This is a genomic window from Amycolatopsis sp. CA-161197 (assembly GCF_050942255.1).
Lineage (GTDB): Bacteria > Actinomycetota > Actinomycetes > Mycobacteriales > Pseudonocardiaceae > Amycolatopsis.
In genome coordinates, this window is record NZ_CP192059.1 from 5,692,827 (window position 1) to 5,712,786 (window position 19,960).

The window sequence follows — 19,960 nt, forward strand, 5'->3', positions numbered from 1 at the left end:
GACCCACCCGGAGCGACAGGGAGGACCCGGCGTGACGCCGATCGACGCCACCTTCAGTCTCGTCGACCACCACGGCAGGGCCGTGACCGAGCGGGACTACCGGGGCAAGTGGGTCACGGTCTTCTTCGGCTTCACCCACTGCCGCATGGTGTGCCCGCGGGCGCTCGGGCGCCTGGACGCCGCGTTGGCCGCGCTGGGGCCGCTGGCGGACAAGATCCAGCCGCTGTACATCACCGTCGATCCGGAGCGCGACAGTGCCGAGGTGATGCGCGCGTACCTCGAAGGCGACCACCCGCGCTTCACCGGCCTCACCGGCACGCCCGAGCAGATCGAGCGGGCCAAGCGCGCCTTCCGGGTTTTCGCGCGCCGCAAGGACGATCCCGAGGACCCCGACGGCTACGCGGTGCCGCACACGGCCATCACCTACGTGCTCGATCCTGACGGCGCCTACGCGACGCACCTCACCGACGGGCTCGACGACGCGACGTTCACCGACCGCCTGCGGGCGGCCGTCTCGTGAACACCGGTCGCCGGGGCCGCCTCGCGGACAGGCCCCGGCAACCGGGAGTCAGCTCAGCTTGGCCGGCACGTTGTACGCCTCCACCGACAGCCGCGGGGACTTGACGGAGCGCCGCGGCACGACCGTGACCGTGCGGGACTCCCCTGGCAGCAGCCAGAAGTAGTTGTCGCCGTAGATCGTCGGCAGCACGCGGTCCTTGCCGTTGTTCTCGCGCAGCGACAGCCGCACCATCGCGGCCACGGTCTTGCCCGTGTTGCGGATCGTCGCGGTGTAACCGTCCTTGCCCGCCGGGCGAAGGCTCGTCGACAGCTGCGTGCGCCCGAGCTGGTTGAGCGCGCGCATCGCCGTGTCCGCCTGGTAGCGCCAGTAGGTGTTCTCCGAGACGACGGCGCCGTGCGAGTCCGTCATCGTCAGGCGCAGCAGGTGCAGCGCCGGCAGGTCCGCGCCGAACGGCACCGTGAACGCGGCCGTGCCCGAGATCGGGGCCACGTCGACCTTCTGCGTCTGCGCCGCGCCCAGCGGCTTGCCGTCGAGCCCGTGCAGCTGCGCGGTGACGGTCATGCCGCTCATGGCGTCGGGCGTGTGGTTGATCGCGCGCACCTGCCAGGTCGTGAGATCCGCCTGCACGTGGCGGGCCTCGCAGCCCTTGCGGGAGCCGTAGTAGCTGCCGTTCACGTCGAGGTCGTAGTCGTAGGTCTGCCACACCGTGCTGTGCCAGGCCGGGTGCGACATCCACAGCAGCACGCCGGTGGCGTCGTTCCACAGCTTCGAGTTCCACGCCTCGAAGATCGCGCGCATGCTCTCGAAGTTCACGAACTGCGCCTTGCGGCAGAACTCCTCCAGGCTCGACGAGGGCGCGAGCCGCGCGTCGATCGCCGCGAGGTAGGTCTGCGGCGACTGGTTGCCCTGCGTGGACCAGTCGTGCAGGAACCACGGCGCGCCGATCGGCCAGCCCGGGTCGCCGTCGCCGACGAGGTTGCGCATGCTCTCCACCACGGACACGGTGGGAATGCCGATCTCGCTCCAGAACCCGGCCTTGCCGCCCGTCGCCTCACCCGTGAAGTACTGCTTCGGGTCGAGCCAGCGGTACGGGCCGTCGCCGGTGATCACGCCGCCGGCGGAGTTGCTCTGGTACAGCAGGTCCGTGTTCTCCGTGACGATCGCGCGCAGCGCCTGGTCGATCACGGCCGGCGGGGTGCCCTCGTTGCAGCCGAACCACACCGCGACCGACGGGTGGGAGCGGTAGCGCAGCACGGTGTCCTTGGCCTGGGCCAGGAAGATGTCGTGGTTGGCCGGGTCGGTGGAGAACCCGTCCCAGAACTCGGTCCACACGAGGATTCCGTAGCGGTCGCACGCCTCGAACAGCTCTTCGCGGTAGGACGAGCCGATCCAGTTGCGCAGCATGGTGAAGTTCATGTCGCGGTGCATCGCCACGACGTTGTCCACGCGCTCCGGCGGCATCCGGCGCAGCAGCTCGTCCCAGCCCCAGCTGCCGCCGCGGCAGAACACCTTGACCCCGTTGACGATGAACGTCAGCGGCTTCGCGGAGTTGTCCACCGACGTCACGTCGGTCCAGCTGTCGCCGTCGGCCGAGACCTGGATGCGGAACGTCTGCGCGTACGCGGTTTCCCACGCCAGCACGACGCGGTCGAACGACGTCGTGGCGCCGAGGTCGACCTGCAGCCACTGGTTGTCGGCGTACTCCGAGGTCCAGCGGGTCTTCGGGTCGCCGTCGAACGCGTTCTGCGGCGGATTGCCGTCGGCGACGGTGGAGCTGGTGCCCGTCTTGCCCTGGGCCAGGTCGGTGCCGGCGTTCGCACTGTCCACCACGGACATCGTCCAGAGCGAGAACCCCCAGCCGGTGGCGCGTTTGTCGCACTGCACCCGGACGTAGCGCGCCTGCTGCGGTGCGAGGTCCACGGTCTGGGAGGCGACGCCGTCGACGGGCACGATCGGCTGGTCGTAGGTGTAGGTGATCTGGCGGATGCCGAACTTGAGGCTCTTGCGGTCGCTCACCGCGGAGCCGATGGCCGCGGTCACCGTGAGATCGTGCAGCGTCGCGTCGCCGTAGCCGTTGGGCCACCACAGCTTCGGGTTCTTGATCCGCAGCTGCGGGAAGTCGGACGGCGCGAAGACGGCCGCGCCCTCCGCACCCGGCGCGACGGTGACGGTGCTCGACACCGAGATCCCGTCGAACGCCGCGGTGACCTTCACGCGCTGGGCCACCGAACCGGCGTTGCGGACGGGGACCGTGATGGTCACCTCCGCGACGTCGGTCGCGGGCAGGTTGGGCAGTTTCGTGTCCACGCGGGCGTCGCCCACCACGATCGCGCCGGTCGAGCGCAGCCGGACGTGGTTCCAGATGCCGGACGCGCGGTCGCGCACCGCGGGCATCCAGTCCCAGCCGGACACCGCGACGAGCGTGGGCGAGTTCGCGAACATCGTGCCGCCCGCGTCCACGAAGGACTGCCCGGCCGGGCCCTTGTCGCCCGGGCTGCCGGGAAACGGCATCGGCGCGATCTTCACCGCGACGTTCTGGTCACCGGTGCGGCGCAGCGCCGCCGTGACGTCGAGGGCGGCCCGGCCGAACGGGTGCGCCAGGTTGCCGACGTGGGCGCCGTTGAGCCAGATGTCGGCCTCGTGGTTGACGCCGTCGAACTCGAGCCACACGTGCCGGCCCGCCGAGGTGTCGAGGCCGCGCGGCACGGAGAACGTGCGGCGGTACCACCAGGAGTGCCGCGAAAGGGCCTCGGGGATGTGCATGTTGCCCATGCCCTTGACCGGGTCGGGCAGCTGCCCCTGCTCCACGAGCGAGCCGAGCACCGTGCCCGGCACGGACGCCGGCAGCCAGCCGCGCGTGTCGACCGCGGTGCCGGACAGGACGGCGCCGTCGGTGCTCGGCGCCCAGTCCTGCATGGTGAGGACCCAGCCGGACTCCAGCGGCACGGAGCCGTCGGCGGCCACCGCCAGCGCCGGCGGGTTGTCGTGGCCGCGCACGGGGAACGACGTCCAGCCGCGCACGGCCGGGCGGTTGTCGCGGGTGGTGCCGTAGACCTGGAACCCGTTGAGCCCCAACGGGTTCGTGGTCGACCCGGCGGAGCTCGTGAGGCGGACCCAGCGCGCGGCGACGGCCGGCTTCAGCGGGATGGTCACCACGCCGCCGGTGCCCTGCGCGGTGCTGTAGACGGTGCGCCAGGCCTTGCCGTCCTGGGAGACGTCGAGGTCGAACACGGTCGCGTAGCTCGACTGGACCTCGGTGCCCTTGGTGTTGCTGCGCGAGGCGGCCGGGTCGAACGCCGGGTCGCCCGGGCGGGCCTCGAACGTGAGCACCACGGAGTCGACCTGGCAGCGGCCCTGCAGGTCCACGATGATCCACTGCGAGCCGCTCCCGGCCGCGCGCCAGCCGGAGCCCTGCACGCCGACCTGCGCGAGGCCGTCCACCGCGAACTCGGCCGGGGTGGCCGCGTAGTCGGTGGAGGACACCTGCACCGGGCGGAACAGCGCCAGGTCGGTCGAGCTGTGCCCGTCGGCGACCGCGGGGGAAGCGGGCGCCGCCGAGGCCACGCCCGGCAGCACCGCCGTCAGGCCGAACCCGGCCAGCAACCCGGTGCCGGCGGCCAGCACGCCCCGGCGCGACAGTGCCGAATCCGCGCCCGGCGCGCCGCTCTGGTCCAACGTCATGGGATCTCCCGGTCTCGAGACAAAACCCGTCCTCGTGACGCGGGGACCGCAGGCGTCGACGTCGACGGGTGACAACGTTGCCAGGAAGCTTCCCGGCCGCTCACCCGCCCGTCAAGAAGACAAGAGAGACAAGAATCCGCCGAGATGACATCGATGTCGGACGCCGGGAGGGCGCCGCCGGTCAAGGGCGGCAAGGCAAGCGGAGGTGCCCGGTTTGTCCGGCCGGGCGCGTCCGGGTGGATCGGACGCGCCCGGCCGGACGGGTCAGCGCACGAGCACCGCGTCGCCGATCGGGCGCTCGCCCGTGGCGTCCGACGGGTGGTTCACGAGCTGTCCCGCGACGGCCATCGCGGTGGAGCCACCGCCATCGAGGTTGAGCGCGTCGACCGCGCCGAGGCTGCGCATCAGCTGCGCGCCTTCCTCGATCGTGACGCCTTCGCTGACGCCGGGCTGCCGGCCGTCGACCGTCACGAGCAGCAAGCGGCCCTGCGCGTCGAGCCCGGCCATCGTGCGCGGCTGGCGCTGCTCGGCCCAGGCGTACCCGAACGACAGGTCCTTCGGGTCGAGCACACCCTCGGTGGCGGCGTCGATGGCCTGGCGGCCGTTGCGCAGCAGCACCGGCGCCGCGCTGACGATGCCGTCGCCCGCGCGGAGGTCGACCGGCCGGCCCGACGCGGTGCGCACGCGCTCGTCGACGGTCAGCTTGCGGCCGGCGACGGCGTGGGCGGTGAGCCAGCCGGCGGCCGCGCCGATGCCCTGCACGGCGGAACCGCCGGCGGGCACCGCGCCACCACGCGCGCCCACGGTGAGCACACGGCCGTCGCGGCCGAGGGTGACCTGCGTGCCCGGGCCGGCCGGCAGGGCGGCGCCGAACTCGGCGGTGAAGAGCACGAGGTCGTCGGCAGTGGTGCAGGTGAAGTCCTGCCGCGGCTTCGTGGTCGGCGTCAGGCCGGGCCGGCCGCAGTCGCGCACGACACCGGGCTTGCGGTTCACGCCTTCGACCGCGTGGGTCGCCGCGCCTGAGCGCAGGGTCACCGTGGACGTCACGTTCTCGATGGACACGTCGCCGCGGCGGCCGAGCACCAGCGCCGCGCGGGCGCCGGACGACTGCGACTCGAGCTTGCCGTCGTAGGCGGCGAGCCCGGCGGGCACGCCCTGGAACCCGTCGGCGTCGGCGGTCACGAAGAACCCGCCGTTCACGGCCACCAGCGCGCCCGTCTTCGCCGCGATCGACGACGTGGTTTCCCGCTGCGCCACCGTGCCGTCGTGCGTCGCCTCGATGCTGCCGTGGAAGCGGTCGCGGTCGATCACGGCGACGTGGACGCGTTCGGCGTCGGGCGCCTGGTCGGCGTCGTAGCCCGTCCACTCCGCCACGGCGCTGAACCCGGCCGCCTTCAGCGTCGTCGCCGCCGCGGTGGCCGCGGCCTGCGTCGGGTAGGAGCCGGTGCGCACGCGCACGCCCTCGACGCCGTGCGGGGTGTCGGAGAAACCGGGCCAGCGGACGGTGTCCTGCCGCGCCGGGTAGCCCGCCGCGGCCAGCTTGGCGGCGGTGTCGCGCGCCCAGGCCGCCGTGCCGAGCTCGGCCGTCGTCGCGGCGCCGGTGAGGATGTTCCGGGCCGGCGCGGTGATCGTGACCGTCCAGAACGGAGGGTGGGCCGTGCGGCTCAGCACGCCGGTGCGGACGGTGACGCCCGGCGCGACCACGTCGGTGGTCCAGGTGTAGCCGGCGGGACCGGGCACCGACGCGTCGGCGGCCGGCGTGAGCACCGCAGCCGCCCCTGCGACGACGACGGCTGCCGCGAGCACGCGCCGGGCGCGTGACGAGGTGAACACTGTGGGTTTCTCCCTTGCCTCAAGCGGATCCGGGTGAGTCCACCCGGCGCGGTCGACCCGGACCTGTCCGGCGGCTGGAGCGGCGGTGAACTCTGCCGAACCGGATACGTACGTAGTTTCTCCGTAGGACTTCCGATGTGCGGGCCGCGCCGAGCCGCGATTCTTGAAGGACAAGAAGCACCACCGACACGGAGGTCCCCATGGCGATCGACTCGCTTCGCCAGCCGTGCCCGGTCTGCTTCCGGTCCACCGTCCTCATCAGCCACTGGTGGGGCCGGCAGTGGACGCACGTCGGCACCTGGCGCCCCGGCTGCGAGCCGGCCGGGCGCGACCGGGAGGCGTTGCACTCCCCCGCACCGGACACCAGACCGCCCGCATCGGATCTGGCTGCCTGAAAGAAAAGCGCCCCCGCGGAAAGGAGGTCCTCACTCTCGCCCCCGATCGAGTGAGCCGACCCGCCGAACCCCCGTACCCGCGCCGCACCGTGGTACGGGGTTCGGTGCTGCCCGGATAAAACGGAACAACCTGACATCGGCCACCGCGAGACGTACTCTCACAACTCGTGGAGGTGGTCTCGATGGGGACGCTGCCCGCAGAGCTGACCAGCTTCATCGGCCGGCAGCGCGAACTGGTCGAGGTCCGCAGACTGCTGTCCGTGGGACGGCTCGTCACGCTCACCGGGGCCGGCGGCGTCGGCAAGACCCGACTCGCCCTCCGCGTCGCCGACCAGGTGGCACACACGTTCCCCGACGACGTCTGGCTGATCGAGCTGGGCGACCTCCACGATCCCGCGCTGCTCGCCCAGACGGTCGGCGCGGCGTTCGGGATCCGCGACGCCGACGAGGACCCGCCGCGCCGGCTCGCCGAGTACCTGCGCGACAAGAGCCCGCTGCTGGTGCTCGACTGCTGCGAACACCTCGTCGAGGCGTGCGCACGGCTCGCGCGCGACCTCCTCGCCGCGGCGCCGGACCTCCGGATCCTCGCCACCAGCAGGCACGTGCTGGGTGCCCAGGGCGAACACGTGTACGCCGTGGCGCCGCTGGCGGTGCCGGAAGTCCACGACCTCGCCGGTGCCGTCGGGCTCGACGCGGTGACGCTGTTCACCGAACGCGCAACCGCCGTGTCCAGCCGGTTCGCCCTCGACAGCCACAACTGGTCCATCGTCGTCGAGGTGTGCCGCCGGCTCGACGGGCTGCCGCTGGCGCTCGAGCTGGCCGCCGTGTGGCTGCGCACCCTGGCGATCGACGAGCTCCTGGACCGGCTCGACGACACTTTCCAGCTGCTGAGCCCCAACCCGGTCGCGCCGCAACGGCAGAAGTCGCTGATGAGCACGATCGACTGGAGCTACCTGCTGTGCACACCGCGTCAGCGGGTGCTGTGGACGCGTCTCGCGGTGTTCACCGGCGGGTTGCACCTCGCGGCGGCCGAGGAGGTGTGCTCCGGAGACGGCATCGACCCCGGCGACGTGCTCGGCCTGGTGGCGGGGCTCGTGGACAAGTCCATCGTGCAGACCTCGGCCGACCGGGCGCCGACCCGCTTCCGCCTCCTGACGACGATCCGCGAGTACGGCCGGCAGAAGCTGGCCGAGGCGGGCGGCGAAGCAGCGATGCGCAACCGGCACAGCGAGTACTTCCAGCGCCTGGCCCAGCGCGCCCAGACCGACTGGGACTCCGGAGCCGACCAGGTCGAGGTGTACGCGACGGTGCTGCGCGACCACGCGAACCTGCGCACCGCGCTCGATCACGACCTGGGCACCCCCGCTCGGTACGCGGCCGGCCTCGACCTGGTGGTGACCCTGCACTTCTTCTGGCTGCAGTGCGGCCACCTCACCGAAGGCCGGCTGTGGCTCGCGCGGGCGCTCGACGTGAACCCCGAACCGAGCCGCGACCGCGCTCGGGCGCTGTGGATCAGCGCGTACGCCGCCTGTCTCATGGGCGAACCCCGCGCCGCGCTGCCGCTGATCCGTGAAGCCGAGGACTGGGGCCGCCGCAACGGCGACGAGGTCGTGCTCGGCTACACGGAAATGCTGACGGCGGCGTGCCACTTCCTGGAAGGAGATTTCCCGACGGCCACCACGGTGTTCCGGAAAGCCCACGACCGCTTCGCCGGCATCCCCGGCTACACCAGCATCAAAGTGCTCAGCCTGGGCACGGTGGCGCAGTCCGAGGCGTGGGGTGGTGACCCGGCGACAGCCGTGGCCGTCGCGGAGGAGGGGCTGGCCGCGTGCGAATCGACCGGTGAGCTGCGCGCCCGCACGCACCTGCTGTACTCGCGTTCGCTCGCGCAATGGATGCTCGGCGAGCATGACGCGGCGGAAACGGGGCTGCTGCGCGGAATTCGCACGGCGCGCCTGTTCAACGACATCCTCAATGCGGCGCTGTCGGTGGAGCTGCTGTCGTGGACCGCAGCCGCAACCGGCCGGACGGAGCTCGCGGCCGAGCGCCTCGGGGTGGCCCACCGCGTGTGGCCGCTGACCGGCGGCAAGGCGATGCTCGGGATGCGCCGTCTGCTCGACCAGCACGCGGCGTGTGAACAGGCGGTCCGCGAATCCCTCGGGAACGCCCGGTATCGCACGGCGTTCAAGCGTGGCGCCGAGGCTTCGACGAATTTCGAGGCCGCCCTCGCCCACCTGCTCGGTGAGACCGTCGCCCCTCCCGCGCCGGTCGCGCCCGTCCGGGACACCTCGGAGCCCGAGCTCACGAGCCGCGAGCTCGAGGTGGCCGAGCTCGTCGCCGAGGGGCTGACCAACAAGGAGATCGCGCAACGGCTGGTGATCAGCCGCCGCACGGTCGAGTCCCATGTGGACCACATCCTCGGCAAGCTGGGCTTCAGCTCGCGCAGCCGGATCCCGGCGTGGCTCGCGCAACGGCGCGGCTGAGCGTCACCGCCCGGGCAGCCGGGACTCGATGCCGTCCAGGAGGAACCCCAGGCCGAGGTCGAACTGGACGTCGCGGGGCGGGCCGGCCGGCTTCGTGAGCCACGCGGTGAGCAGGGGCACGGCGGGGTCGGCGGCGGCGAGGTCGCGCACCGACGCCAGTGCCTCGGTGAGGGCTTCGCCGGTGGGTTCGTGTCGCGCTTCCTCGGCTTCCTGCGCGCCGCTGCCGAGGACGTGGCGGTCGATCAGCGCGGCGTAGGTCATCGCGTCGGACAGCGTGGCGCCGCACGCGGTCAGGACGGCGAGCATGAACTCGAGGCGCCGCATGAGGTGCGGGCCGGCCGGCGGGCGGGTGTGGGCGAGCAGCGCGCACCACGGGTGACGCTTGAGCATGCCGCGCGTGTCGAGCGCGAGGGCTCGGAGGTCTTCGCGCCAGTCGCCGCCGGGGGCGGCGGGCACGGGGACCTCGGCGACGGCCGCGTCGAGCATGAGGTCGCTGAGGCCTTCGCGGCTGTGGACGTAGCGGTAGAGCGCCATCGACGTGTAGGGGCCGAGCCGGCCGGCCACGGACTTCATGGTGACCGCGGCGCCTTCGTCGGCCAGGGCGATCGCCGCGGCGACGATCTCTTCGCGGCCGAGGGAGCGCTGACGCGGCGGAGGCGGGGGCAGCGTCCAGATCAACGGGGGCTCTACTGGCATGCGCTGAGTTTATCGCATATAGTTTGAGTTTATCAGTGAAACTTTCAGGGGGATGCGGTGACCGAAGTACTGCAGGGTGTCCGGCTGGGTGTGGTGCGGGGCATCAGTTACGGGCTGTTCGGCGAGCCCGGTGAGTTCGTGCCGCAGGCGCGCGCGCTCGGCGCCGGGCTGCTGCGCGCGTACGTGTTCTGGAGCCAGGTCGAGCCGCGGCCCGGCGAGTACGACTGGACGGCGGTCGACGCCCTGCTGGCCCAGCTCGACGGCGACGAGGAGGTGTGGCTGACCGTCTGTTCCAGCTCACCGTGGGCGACGAAGGTGCCGACGGACTTCCTGCCGCCTTCGCCGGCGCACGACCCGGCCGCCTACGGGCGGTTCGTGAGGGAGCTGGTGCGGCGGTGCGCGGGCCGGGTCCACTTCTGGCAGTGCGACAACGAACCGAGCAACACCGGGCTGCTGTGGGCCGGCACGGCCGAGGAGTACGTCGGGCAGCTGAAGGTGCTGCACGACGGGGTGAAGGAGGTCGATCCGGCCGCGCTGGTGGTGCTCGGCGGGTGCGGGTACGACGTGTTCTCGAGCGAACCCGGCAGTGAGCCGCGGAAGTTCTTCGACCACCTCGTGTCGGCGGGGCGCGAGCACTTCGACGTGTTCAGCGTGCACCTCTACGGTGATCCGTCGGCAGTTCCATCCTATGTGGACACTGCGCGCGAGATGATGGCCGCGTACGGCGAGCCCAAGCCGATCGTGGCGGGCGAGCACGGCGGGCCGGTGCCGTTCGAAGTCCCGGAGCTGGAACCGGTGATGCAGCAGGCGTTCCTGAGCGCGTTCGCCGACGCGCCCGCCACGCAGAGCACCGGCGAGCTGCAGGAGCGCGCGGCGCAGGAGACACCGGAGCGGGCCGCGATGCGGTCGCTGTACGCGCGGATGGCCGAGCTGCCGCCGCGGCTGCAGATGTTCCTCGACGGCTGCCCGCCCGAGCTCGACGCGCTGCGCGACCGGATCGGCTGCCGGCAGCTCGTGGTGCGCACGGTGCTGGCGCTCGCGTCGGGGATCCGGCGCACGGCCTACTGGAACCTCGCGCCGGAGGTGCCCGGGCCCGTCGACCCGCTGCAGATGATGCACCTGCTGTTCGGGAAGCTGCCGCTGCTGGGCTACCACGGCCGGTCGTTGGCGGTGCGGCGGCCGATGGCCGACACGTTTTCGCTGGTCGCCGAGCAGCTCGCGGGGGTCGAGCGAGTGTCGCGAATGGACACCGAGGTACCGGCCTACGCCGCCGAGCGCGCCGGGCGCGGCCCGCTGGTGGTGGTGTGGGACCAGCGGGATCCGGTGGACGGGGAGCAGGAGCCGCCGGTCCCGGTGACGCTGCCGTGGACCGCGTCCGGGGCGGTCGCCGTCGACGCCTTCGGTGCGCCGGTGTCCGTGCGTCTCGACGGCGGCACGGTGCGGCTGGCCGTTTCGCTCACGCCGGTGTTCGTCAGCGGGCCGTGACGCGGGAACTACGATGCGCTGGTGGAACTGCGCCAGCTGCGGTACTTCGTCGCCGTCGCCGAGGAGATGAACTTCGGGCGGGCCGCGGAACGGCTGCACATCGCCGGACCGTCGCTCTCCCAGCAGATCAAGGCGCTCGAACGTGACCTGGGAGTGCGGCTGTTCGACCGGGACCGCCGTTCGGTGGCGCTGACCGCGATCGGCGAGTCGCTGCTGCCGGGCGCCCGCGCGCTGCTGCAGCAGGCGGACGACCTGCGCCGCCGGGCCACCGGGCTGTCGAGCACCGAGGCCGTGCGCCTCGGCTACGTGAACTGGCGGCCCGCCGACCTCGTCGAACGCACCGCCGGCGTCGCCCGCGTGCAGGTCGACGCGTGGGTACTGCCTTCGCACGCGCAGGCCGGGCGCGTCGCCGACGGCAGCATCGACCTGGCCATCTGCTGGGTGCAGACGCCCGACCTCGCCGACCAGGACCTCACCGCGCGCCTCATCGGCGCCGACCACCTCTACGCCGTGTCCACCGGCACCGACACCGCACCCGTGGCGGCGAAGGACGTGGTGGTGCTGGTCGACTCGGACACGCTCAGCTGGTCGTCGTGGAACCTCTACGCCGGCCAGTTCGCGCGCGACACCGGCGCGACCGTCGAGCGGACCGACGACGGCGGCATCACCGGCCCGGCGTTCTTCGAGCACGTCCGCCGCCTGCGCCGGCCCGTGGTCAACTCGCCGAAGGGCCAGACGACTCCCCTGCCACCGGACCTGGTGCGCCGCCCCATCGTCTCCCCGACGCCGTGCTGGACCTGGTCGCTCGTCACCCGCCGCGACGACACCCGCGCTTCCGTGCGCGCCGTCGTCGACGCCCTCACCGCGGACCTCGGCACCTTCGGCCTGGACGACTCGACGTGGGTGCCCGCGACCGACCCGTACGCCCGCCGCACGCCCGACCCCGTGTGAGCCGCGGCCTCCGACGTCCGAGGGATCCGGTCGTGGCGCCCGCCGCCCGGCGGGGCGCAGGATCTCCTTGCCGCAACGGCATCCCGAGGAGGCCACCATGCAGGAGTTCCTGGTCCGCATCACCACCACCATCCCCGACGGCACCGACCCCGCCGAGGTCGACCGCCGCCGCACCGCCGAAGCCGCGCGCGCCCGTGAGCTCGCCGCCACCGGCCACCTCGGCCGCCTGTGGCGCCCGGTCGGCGAGCTGCGCAGCATCGGCATCTGGCGCGCCGACACCGAAGCCGCCCTCCGCACCGACGTCCTGGGCACCCTCCCACTGCGCGACTGGATGACGTTCGAGATCACGGCGCTCGAACCGCATCCCAACGACCCGGGGCCGAAGGCCTGAACCCCGAGTGCCTGCGCGCCGCCACCGGTGGCGGCGACCCGCTCGCGCGGAAGGTCCGGGACCGGATCGGATCCCGCCCGGCGCGCGCCGACGGATCCACGCCCGGCCCACCGCACGCACTGGCTCCCCACAAGCGACGCTGCCGCAAGCTGCCTTCGGCGGCGGCCCCAGCGAACGACTCTCTCGGCACCGCACCTTCACCACAACAGTCCCGCGTCAGCCGAACCCACACCCAGCGCACCGCCCGCACTGACTCCCACAAACAAAGCCGCCACGAACTGCCTTCGGCGGCGGTCCAGCGAACGACTCTCGACACCGCACCTCCGCCACGAAAGTCCCGCGTCAGCGGACCGGCTGCGCGCCCGTTGCGAAGCGGGCCGAGGCGGCCAGCAGGGCGTCCAGTGCCGCCCGGATGCCGCTGTGTTCCTCCTCGCCCGCGCGGCAGACCGCGATGATCGTGCGGGACAACGCCGGGCGGGTGGTGAGGATGCGTACGCCGGCCGGCGGTGTGCCGCGGGCCAGGCGCGGTACCAGAGCCGCGCCCGCGTTGCCGGCGACCAGGGCCAGCTGCGTCGGATAGCCGCCGACCGTGCAGCTGATCCGGGGCTCCAGCTGTTGCGCCCGGAGGACGTGGACGAGCCATTCGTAGCAGCCCGAGCCGGCGGTCCAGGCGATCCACGGCACGTCGTCGACCTCGGCCAGGTCGACGGTGCGGCGGTGCGCGAGGCGGTGGGTGCCGGGGAGGGCGAGGTCGGCGACGTCGGAGAAGAGCGTGGTGGCGGTGACCGTCGGCGGGAGCACCGTAGGGCGGTCCGCCCAGCTCTCGGCCACGGCGATGTCGAGGTCGCCCGCCACGACCTGGGGCAGCGTCTGCTCGGCCTCGCCCTCGCGCAGCGTCACCTCGAGGCGCGGGTGCTGGGCGGCGAGCGTCGCGAGGGCCGGCGGCAGAAGGGCGTGGATCGTCGTCGGGATGGCGCCGAGGCGCAGCGGGCCGAGCACGTCCTCGTTGAGCAGCTCCAGATCCGACCGCGCCTGCGCGACCTGGGCCAGGATCCGGCCGGCGTGCCCGGCGAGCACCTGGCCCGCGCGCGTCAGCCGCACGCCGCGGCCGCGGGGTTCGAGCAGCGCCTGGCCGGCCTCGCGTTCCAGCTTCGCGAGCTGCTGCGACACCCCGGACGGCGTGACGTGCAGTGACGCGGCCGCCGCGGCCACCGAGCCGTGCTGGGCGACCGCGTGCAGGGCGCGCATGCGATCCAGGCTGAACACGGTAGTGATGCTACCGAATTCCGCTCAGGAACATTCGCTTGTCCTTGACAGTCGCGCACCTCAGGCTGAAGGGGTGACCACGACCGAGCTCCCGTCCCGTTCCCCGGTGGCCGGGCCGATCACCGTTCTCACCGAACGGATCGACCCGCGCCTGCTCGCGGCGGCCGGCAGCCTCTGCATCGCGTTGTCGTCGGTGTTCATCAAGGTGTCGGGCACGAGCGGCTCCACGAGCTCGTTCTGGCGGTGCCTGCTCTCGCTCCCCGTGCTGGCCGCGCTCGCCTTCTGGGAGTGGCGGCGCACGGGCGTGCGGCCGAAGATCCTGTTCCCGTTGCTGGGCGGAATCGGTCTCGGCCTCGACTTCGTGCTGTGGGGCGAGTCGATCCCGCGCGTCGGCGCCGGGATCGCGACGGTGCTGCTCGGCGTGCAGGTCGTGATCGTGCCGCTGCTGGCGTTGCTGTTCCTCTCCGAACGCCCCGGCCGCCGCTTCCTGCTCACGGCACCGGTGCTGCTCGTCGGGATCGTGCTCAGCGGCGGGTTCCTCGGCAAGAGCGCCGTCGGCTCCGACCCGCTCAGCGGCGCACTCCTCGCGCTGGCCGCCGGCGCCGGCTACTCCGGCTACCTGCTGTTCATCCGGCTCAGCAGCGGCCCTTCGACGCAGATCCGATCGCTGCTGCTGGCGACGCTCTCGGCCGGCGCCGTCGCCGTCGCGCTCGGGGTGCCCACTCACCGGCTCGACTTCACGCCGGGGTGGCCCGCGTTCGGCTGGCTCGTGGCCCTCGCATTCGTCGGCCAGGTCGTCGGCTGGCTGCTCATCGCCGCCGGGCTGCCGAGGATGACGTCCGCGACGGGTTCGGTCCTCATGCTGCTGCAGCCGATCGGCGCCGTCGGCTACGGCATCGTGCTGCTCGGCGAGGAGCCGACGGTGCTGCAGCTGGCCGGCTGCGCGGTCGTCGTGGCGGCGGTGTGTTTCGCCGGCCGGGCGCCGCGGGAGGTCAGCTCTCCGGGAACGCCAGTCCCACCGACGCGAGGATGGCGCCCACGAGCTCGCGCGCCTCGTCGCGACGGAACTCGATGACGTCCGGCGTGCCCAGCAGCTCCTCTTCGAGCTGCTCCACCGGCCACGTCACCACGGTGCCGTGCCGCGCGAGCAGCAGCCCGACGTCGCGGATCCGGTAGATGTCCCCGATGTCGAGCCACGCGTAGAGCAGCAGCTGCCACAGCCAGCGGCCGACGCGGTCCGGATCGCGGACGCCGACCACGGTCTTCACGTCGAGCAGCGTCGCGCTGCCGTCGCCGATCCCGCCGGCCGGGTCGATCGCGCCCAGCAGCACGTCGCCGTCGGCCCAGCCGGGGACGATCGTCGGCCCGGCGATGCCGAGCTGCGCGCCGTCCGGCGGGTTCCCGCCCATCCGGCGCAGCTCCCACAAAGCGCCGCGGTCGTGCAGCCGCTTCGCGATTTCCGCCAGTTCCGAGACCTGCTCGTCCGTCGCCAGCCCGCGCAGCGCGTCGACGCTCGCGCCACCGCCGTCGACGACCCGCGCCAGCCGCGGGTCGATCCCGCCCGAGCGGTAGACGTCCTCACACGCCGAGAGCACGAAGTTCGTGCGCGCCAGGCCGGCCTCCACACCTTGCGAGCCCAGCGTTCCCGGTGGTGCGTAACGATCTTGGTACGCGCGAGCGCGGTCGAAGAACTCCGCCCATGCCCCGGCGACGCCGGGCAGCGGCTCGGCCACCGCGCCGCCGAGCCGGTCGCCGAGATCCAGCCACGTCGTCGCGGCGGGCCGCACGCCGAGCGCACGGGCGCGGAACTCCGGCGGCAACCCCCGATGCGTCGGGTACTCGGCGGCCTGCGCGTGCGCCCACGCCCCGGTGGCCCACTGCGCGCCGACGAGCCCGAGCAGCGCGTAGTACGGCGGCGCCGGCTGCACGAGATCGGCCACGCGCTGGCCGAACGCGCCCCCGATCTCGGCCCAGTGCCGGCGCGGGACGTCGCGGGCGGCCGGGCGGACCGGCCGCACGTCCTGCACCGCCGCCTCCACCCGGGCCGCCGCGGCGGGCGTGCCGGTGAACACCCGGGCGCACCAGGACGTGAGGACGCTCGCCGGGTCGGCCAGCTCCGAGGTCAGCGACACGCGGTCATCCCGCGAGCGCCTGGCCTTCGCGGAAGAACGCGAGGAGGTCGCCGAGCTCCCGCACCGGGTGCGCGGCGCCGAACGGCGCGTTCCAGAACTGGCCCTGGCGCGGCTCGTGCGGGCCGACGTAGGCGTACGGCTCGGCCAGGTACCCGTCGCCGGGTGAGACGCCGTAGTTGACGGCGCCGAGCGTGATCGCGACGTCGAAGTGTTCAGGCCACAGCACCGGGGTCTCGTCCGGCGCGAACTCCCGCAGGGCCCGGTCGCCGGCGGCGAAGGCCGACAGCAGGGTGGCCACCGCGGCGGCGTCGAGCTCGATCGTCTCGTCGGGTCCCACGGCCGGCCCGTCGGAGTAGACGTCGGCGAGGTCGCTGGGCTCCACCCCGATCGACGCGGCCACCTCGCGGTAGGTGCGGCCGGGCAGCTCGACGGCCGCGGTCGGCGTCCGCAGCCGGGTTCCTTCCACCACCAGGTCGGGCTCGGCGATCGTCGCGAACCCCTCGCCGACCACGCGCAGCTCGATGCGCTCGGACGTGCGGAACTGGGGTCCGGCGAGCAGCAGCTCGGCCACACCGTGCAGGGATCGTCTGGTCGTCGTCAGCGCCGTCATACCCCGATCCTGCCCTTCTCCTGCGCGGCGGGCGAACCGGACACCCAGTACAGTCGCCGCGTGATCAAGAAGGCTCTCTCCGCGGCGCTCGTGCCCGCCGCGCTCCTCGGTCTCGTCGCCTGCACCAACCCCACCGGGAAATCGTGGGCCATCAGCTACGAGGTCACCGGCAGCGGGACCACGAGCGGGATCACCTACTCGCAGTCGGTCGACCGCTACCAGGACGACGCGACGCAGCACCAGCTCACCGGCCCGCTCGGGCTGCCGTGGAAGCTGGACGTGATCATCAGCGCCGGCCGCGACGCCTCGGTCACCGCCACGCCGACCGGCAACGTCACGCTGACGTGCCGGATCCTGCTGGACAAGCAGAGGGAGCTCGCGAAGGCGACTTCGCCCGCGCCCGGCAAGCCGGTGACGTGCAGCAAGACCACGGACAGCTGAGCCGGCTGCCCTGATCGGAGACGCCGGGACCGGTCCCGCCCGGGTGTGGTGGTCTTGGCCGGTTCCTGCCGCCGTCCACCGGAAAGCGCCCCGCGGGGGTTTGCTCGGCGGACGTCTCCGAGAGGTGGTGCCCGCCGTGTCCGACCCGAGTCCCTTCGAGCTGCCGGCTCCGCAGTACCGGTACGACGACGAAGACATCCGCCACGCCATCTCCTCGGCGCGGTGGGCGATGGCCGCCCAGGCGACGCTGTACCTCGCGCTGTCGGTGCTCATCTGGGTCCTCGTGACGAGCCTCGACGACGCCGACGGCCTCGGCGGTGTCCTCGCGCTGGCCTCGCTGGACGCCGTGCTGGCCGTGGCGGTGGCCGTCTGCGCGGTGCTGCTCGGCCGTCGCCGGCCCGCGGTGTGGTGGACGACGTTCGGCATCGAGCTCGGGTTCGGGCTGATCCTTCTGGTGGGCGGTCTCGTCACGCTGCTTTCGGCGGGCTCGGGCGGCGGCGCCGCACCGGTCGGTCTCTTCCTGTGGCTGCTTCTGGCGCAGGCCGTGCTGCGGCCGCTGCAGCGGCCCGAGGTGAAGGCGGCGTTCGGGCTGCGCGTCAAAGACGCCGAGTGGCAGCGGGCGGCACGGCGAAAGCGGCGATGAGCGGCGGCGGGAGAGGCGCGCGGAACCGCGTCAGGACAGGAACTTCGCCACAGTCTCGGTGAAGGCGGCCGGGTCGTCGATCCACGGGTAGTGGCTCGCGCGGTGCTGGGTCACGGTGTGCGCGTCGGGGAAGAGCGCCGCGATGGCGGCGGCGATGTCCGGCGGGGTGATCCAGTCGAGCTCGCCGGCGAGCACGAGCACCGGGGCCGTGACCGCGGCCAGTTCGGCTCGGGTGCGCGGCGGGTCGAAGGCGCCTTCGGAGTTGTAGCGGCGGGCGGCGCGGGCGTTGCGCTGGGCCGATTCGGTGGCGTGGTGGGCTTTCGCCGTGTCGTTCCAGCGGCCGTAGTACATCGGGGCGAGGGCGGCCCAGGCGGCGCTCGTGGCGCGCCCGGCGGCGATCTCTTCGTACGCCGCCGCGACGGCCGCGTGCCAAGGTTCCGCGGCCCGGCGGGCGATCGACTCGCGTCGCCGGTCGGGTGTCGGTTCGGAGGCGACGGACCGGGCGCTCGGGGTGATCAGCGCGAGCCGGCCGACGCGCCGGGGCCGCGCGGCCGCGTACCGCATCGCCAGGCTCGCGCCCGCGGAGTGGCCGAGCAGGTCGAGGGTTTCGAGGCCGAGGTTCGCGCGCAGGGCCTCGACGTCGCCGACCTGGCGGTCGCAGCGAAAGGTGCCGGAGTCTTCGGGCTCCGCGGACGCGCCCGTGCCGCGCAGGTCGAGCACCAGAAGGCTGCGGTGCGCGGCCAGTCCCCCGAGGTCGCCGAGGTAAGCCGCGTCGCGCATCGGGCCGCCCGGCAGGCAGACGACGGGTGTGCCGGCGCCGAGCACGCGGTAGGCGAGGGTGGTCCCGTCCGGCGCGGCGAAGGTCGGCATGGGCGGATCTTGGCACCGCCGGGTGACCGGCGGCAAATTCGGTGGTGGGGGCGGGGTTCGCGCCGTAGCGTGCGCGTCGGCATCGAGCACGGAGGAGCGCGACAGTGAGCACGACCCACCACGGGGAAGCCGACGAGCGGTTCGGCGCCGTCGCCGACGCGTTCGCGCGCAACTTCGCCGACTTCCCCGAACTGGGTGCCGCGGTGACGGTGTTCGTAGGCGGCCGCAAGGTCGTGGAGCTGTGGGGCGGCGTCGCCGACGAGGCCACGGACGCGTGTGGGAACGCGAAACCGTGGTGCCGGTTTTCTCCTGTGCCAAAGCGATCGTGAGCGTGTGTGCGCACCTGCTCGCGCAGGAGGGGAAGCTCGACCTCGACGCGCCGGTCAGCCGGTACTGGCCCGAGTTCGCACCGGAGGGCAAAGCGGACATCACCGCGCGGATGGTGCTCGGGCACCGCGCGGGGCTGCCGGTGCTGGACGAGACCGTGCCGTTCGAACAGATCGCGCGGTGGGCCCCGGTGATCCGCGCGATCGAGGAGCAGAAACCGTTGTGGGAACCGGGAACCACGTACGCCTACCACGGCCACGTGTTCGGGTTCCTGCTCGGCGAGCTCGTGCGGCGGCTCACCGGGCAGACGCCGGGCGCGTACTTCCGCTCGGTCGTCGCCGAGCCGCTCGGGTTGCGCGCGTGGCTCGGCCTGCCCGCGGCCGAGATGGCCGCGCGGGCCCGGCTGGCCGAGGCCGAGGGCCGCCCGCCCATGCCGCCGCCGGAGCACATCCTGACCCGGATCGTCACGATGAACGGCGCACTCGCGTTCCCGGGCCTCGACGAACCGCACGGCTGGAACGACCCGGCGCTGCTGGGCATGGAGCTGCCGGGCGCGGGGGCGACCGCCTCGGCGACCGGGCTCGCGGGCCTGTACGCGGCCGCCGTCACGGGCCTCGACGGCAGCCCCCGGCTGCTGTCCCCCGCGACCGTCACCGACGCCGCCCGCGAGGTCTCCTCCGGCCCGGACTGGTTCGGCTTCGACGCGGGCGCCCGCTGGGGCTCGGGCTTCCTGCTCGACTCGGCCTTCCGCCCGATGCTCGGCGCGCGCAGCCTCGGCAACGACGGCGCCGGTGGCCAATTCTCCTTCGCCGACGACGAACACTCCGTGGGCTTCGCCTACGTCGCCAACCGCATGATCGGCCACGGCGACGCACGGGCCACCAACCTGGTCACGGCACTGCGCGAGTGCCTGGGGTGACGGGACTTCGCGGCTGATTGTCCACATCGGACACTGGCGGCGGCCGGCGTGAGGAGGCGCCGGTCGCCGCGTGGGGCAGCGTCAGCGTGGGCCCGGCGAAGACAACTGTCGCCGCGAGTTCCGGGCGCGGCAGCGACCGACACAGCCGCGTCGGCAAGGCGCTCACCGAAACCGCGGCAAACAGGCGGGTACCCGATCACGCCCTGCCCGAGGAACCATCGGCCGCAGCGTCAGCGTAGGCCCAGCGAAGACAACTGTCGCCGCGAGTTCCGGGCGGGCGACACAGCCGCGTCGACAAGACGCTCGCCGAAACGGCG

At 73.0% G+C, this 19,960-nt stretch carries 18 protein-coding genes; 11 read left to right on the plus strand and 7 right to left on the minus strand.

What is annotated here, in order from left to right; genetic code table 11:
* The first annotated feature begins 31 nt into the window (after positions 1 to 31).
* The gene (locus ACQPXB_RS26495; RefSeq protein ID WP_432844811.1) at positions 32 to 520 is read left to right on the plus strand and encodes an SCO family protein; all 489 of its coding nucleotides are present in this window, start codon (positions 32 to 34) and stop codon (positions 518 to 520) included.
* A gap of 48 nt (positions 521 to 568) precedes the next feature.
* Here ACQPXB_RS26495 and ACQPXB_RS26500 read toward each other — a convergent pair whose 3' ends face one another.
* Positions 569 to 4,201, minus strand: coding sequence for a discoidin domain-containing protein (locus ACQPXB_RS26500; protein ID WP_432844812.1), 3,633 nt, complete (start codon positions 4,199 to 4,201; stop codon positions 569 to 571).
* Positions 4,202 to 4,465: 264 nt separating this feature from the next.
* Positions 4,466 to 6,034, minus strand: a complete 1,569-nt coding sequence (locus ACQPXB_RS26505; RefSeq protein WP_432844813.1) for a phosphodiester glycosidase family protein — start codon at positions 6,032 to 6,034, stop codon at positions 4,466 to 4,468.
* A gap of 200 nt (positions 6,035 to 6,234) precedes the next feature.
* Between ACQPXB_RS26505 and ACQPXB_RS26510 the strand changes: the two genes are divergently transcribed.
* Together ACQPXB_RS26510 and ACQPXB_RS26515 are read left to right on the plus strand one after the other, a co-directional pair.
* The gene (locus ACQPXB_RS26510) at positions 6,235 to 6,429 is read left to right on the plus strand and encodes a hypothetical protein (protein ID WP_366576499.1); all 195 of its coding nucleotides are present in this window, start codon (positions 6,235 to 6,237) and stop codon (positions 6,427 to 6,429) included.
* Positions 6,430 to 6,611: 182 nt separating this feature from the next.
* Complete coding sequence (locus ACQPXB_RS26515) at positions 6,612 to 8,912, plus strand: ATP-binding protein (RefSeq protein WP_432844814.1); 2,301 nt, start codon at positions 6,612 to 6,614, stop codon at positions 8,910 to 8,912.
* Positions 8,913 to 8,915: 3 nt separating this feature from the next.
* On the opposite strand, the gene ACQPXB_RS26520 is transcribed toward ACQPXB_RS26515, so the two are convergent.
* Positions 8,916 to 9,608 carry a TetR/AcrR family transcriptional regulator C-terminal domain-containing protein gene (locus tag ACQPXB_RS26520; RefSeq protein ID WP_432844815.1) on the minus strand — a complete coding sequence of 231 codons (693 nt, stop codon included), beginning with the start codon at positions 9,606 to 9,608 and terminating at the stop codon, positions 8,916 to 8,918.
* 57 nt (positions 9,609 to 9,665) lie between these two features.
* Here ACQPXB_RS26520 and ACQPXB_RS26525 point away from each other — a divergent pair, with 57 nt between their 5' ends.
* From ACQPXB_RS26525 to ACQPXB_RS26535, 3 genes are all read left to right on the plus strand, one after another.
* Positions 9,666 to 11,093: a hypothetical protein gene (locus ACQPXB_RS26525; RefSeq protein WP_432844816.1), complete on the plus strand. Its 1,428-nt coding sequence runs from the start codon at positions 9,666 to 9,668 to the stop codon at positions 11,091 to 11,093.
* 21 nt (positions 11,094 to 11,114) lie between these two features.
* On the plus strand, positions 11,115 to 12,044 hold the full coding sequence (locus ACQPXB_RS26530; RefSeq protein ID WP_366576509.1) for a LysR family transcriptional regulator: 930 nt from the start codon (positions 11,115 to 11,117) through the stop codon (positions 12,042 to 12,044).
* Between the two features lie 97 nt (positions 12,045 to 12,141).
* Positions 12,142 to 12,435: a muconolactone Delta-isomerase family protein gene (locus tag ACQPXB_RS26535; RefSeq protein ID WP_386945216.1), complete on the plus strand. Its 294-nt coding sequence runs from the start codon at positions 12,142 to 12,144 to the stop codon at positions 12,433 to 12,435.
* A gap of 342 nt (positions 12,436 to 12,777) precedes the next feature.
* On the opposite strand, the gene ACQPXB_RS26540 is transcribed toward ACQPXB_RS26535, so the two are convergent.
* Complete coding sequence (locus ACQPXB_RS26540; RefSeq protein WP_366576513.1) at positions 12,778 to 13,701, minus strand: LysR family transcriptional regulator; 924 nt, start codon at positions 13,699 to 13,701, stop codon at positions 12,778 to 12,780.
* A 73-nt stretch (positions 13,702 to 13,774) separates the two neighbouring features.
* Between ACQPXB_RS26540 and ACQPXB_RS26545 the strand changes: the two genes are divergently transcribed.
* Positions 13,775 to 14,776, plus strand: coding sequence for a DMT family transporter (locus ACQPXB_RS26545; RefSeq protein ID WP_432844817.1), 1,002 nt, complete (start codon positions 13,775 to 13,777; stop codon positions 14,774 to 14,776).
* Here ACQPXB_RS26545 and ACQPXB_RS26550 read toward each other — a convergent pair.
* Together ACQPXB_RS26550 and ACQPXB_RS26555 are read right to left on the minus strand one after the other, a co-directional pair.
* The gene (locus ACQPXB_RS26550) at positions 14,694 to 15,833 is read right to left on the minus strand and encodes a hypothetical protein (protein ID WP_432844818.1); all 1,140 of its coding nucleotides are present in this window, start codon (positions 15,831 to 15,833) and stop codon (positions 14,694 to 14,696) included. The genes ACQPXB_RS26545 and ACQPXB_RS26550 overlap by 83 nt on opposite strands.
* Before the next feature lie 4 nt (positions 15,834 to 15,837).
* Positions 15,838 to 16,443 (minus strand): hypothetical protein, encoded by a 606-nt coding sequence (locus ACQPXB_RS26555; protein WP_366576519.1) that lies wholly within the window; start codon positions 16,441 to 16,443, stop codon positions 15,838 to 15,840.
* Between the two features lie 60 nt (positions 16,444 to 16,503).
* Here ACQPXB_RS26555 and ACQPXB_RS26560 point away from each other — a divergent pair, with 60 nt between their 5' ends.
* Positions 16,504 to 16,884 (plus strand): hypothetical protein, encoded by a 381-nt coding sequence (locus ACQPXB_RS26560; RefSeq protein WP_366576521.1) that lies wholly within the window; start codon positions 16,504 to 16,506, stop codon positions 16,882 to 16,884.
* A gap of 136 nt (positions 16,885 to 17,020) precedes the next feature.
* Positions 17,021 to 17,527, plus strand: a complete 507-nt coding sequence (locus ACQPXB_RS26565) for a hypothetical protein (RefSeq protein WP_432844819.1) — start codon at positions 17,021 to 17,023, stop codon at positions 17,525 to 17,527.
* A 30-nt stretch (positions 17,528 to 17,557) separates the two neighbouring features.
* On the opposite strand, the gene ACQPXB_RS26570 is transcribed toward ACQPXB_RS26565, so the two are convergent.
* Positions 17,558 to 18,397 carry an alpha/beta fold hydrolase gene (locus ACQPXB_RS26570; protein ID WP_432844820.1) on the minus strand — a complete coding sequence of 280 codons (840 nt, stop codon included), beginning with the start codon at positions 18,395 to 18,397 and terminating at the stop codon, positions 17,558 to 17,560.
* Positions 18,398 to 18,501: 104 nt separating this feature from the next.
* Here ACQPXB_RS26570 and ACQPXB_RS26575 point away from each other — a divergent pair, with 104 nt between their 5' ends.
* Positions 18,502 to 18,726: a hypothetical protein gene (locus ACQPXB_RS26575; RefSeq protein ID WP_432844821.1), complete on the plus strand. Its 225-nt coding sequence runs from the start codon at positions 18,502 to 18,504 to the stop codon at positions 18,724 to 18,726.
* Positions 18,693 to 19,643 (plus strand): serine hydrolase domain-containing protein, encoded by a 951-nt coding sequence (locus ACQPXB_RS26580; protein ID WP_432856796.1) that lies wholly within the window; start codon positions 18,693 to 18,695, stop codon positions 19,641 to 19,643. The genes ACQPXB_RS26575 and ACQPXB_RS26580 overlap by 34 nt, the downstream gene beginning before the upstream one ends.
* Positions 19,644 to 19,960: the final 317 nt, after the last annotated feature.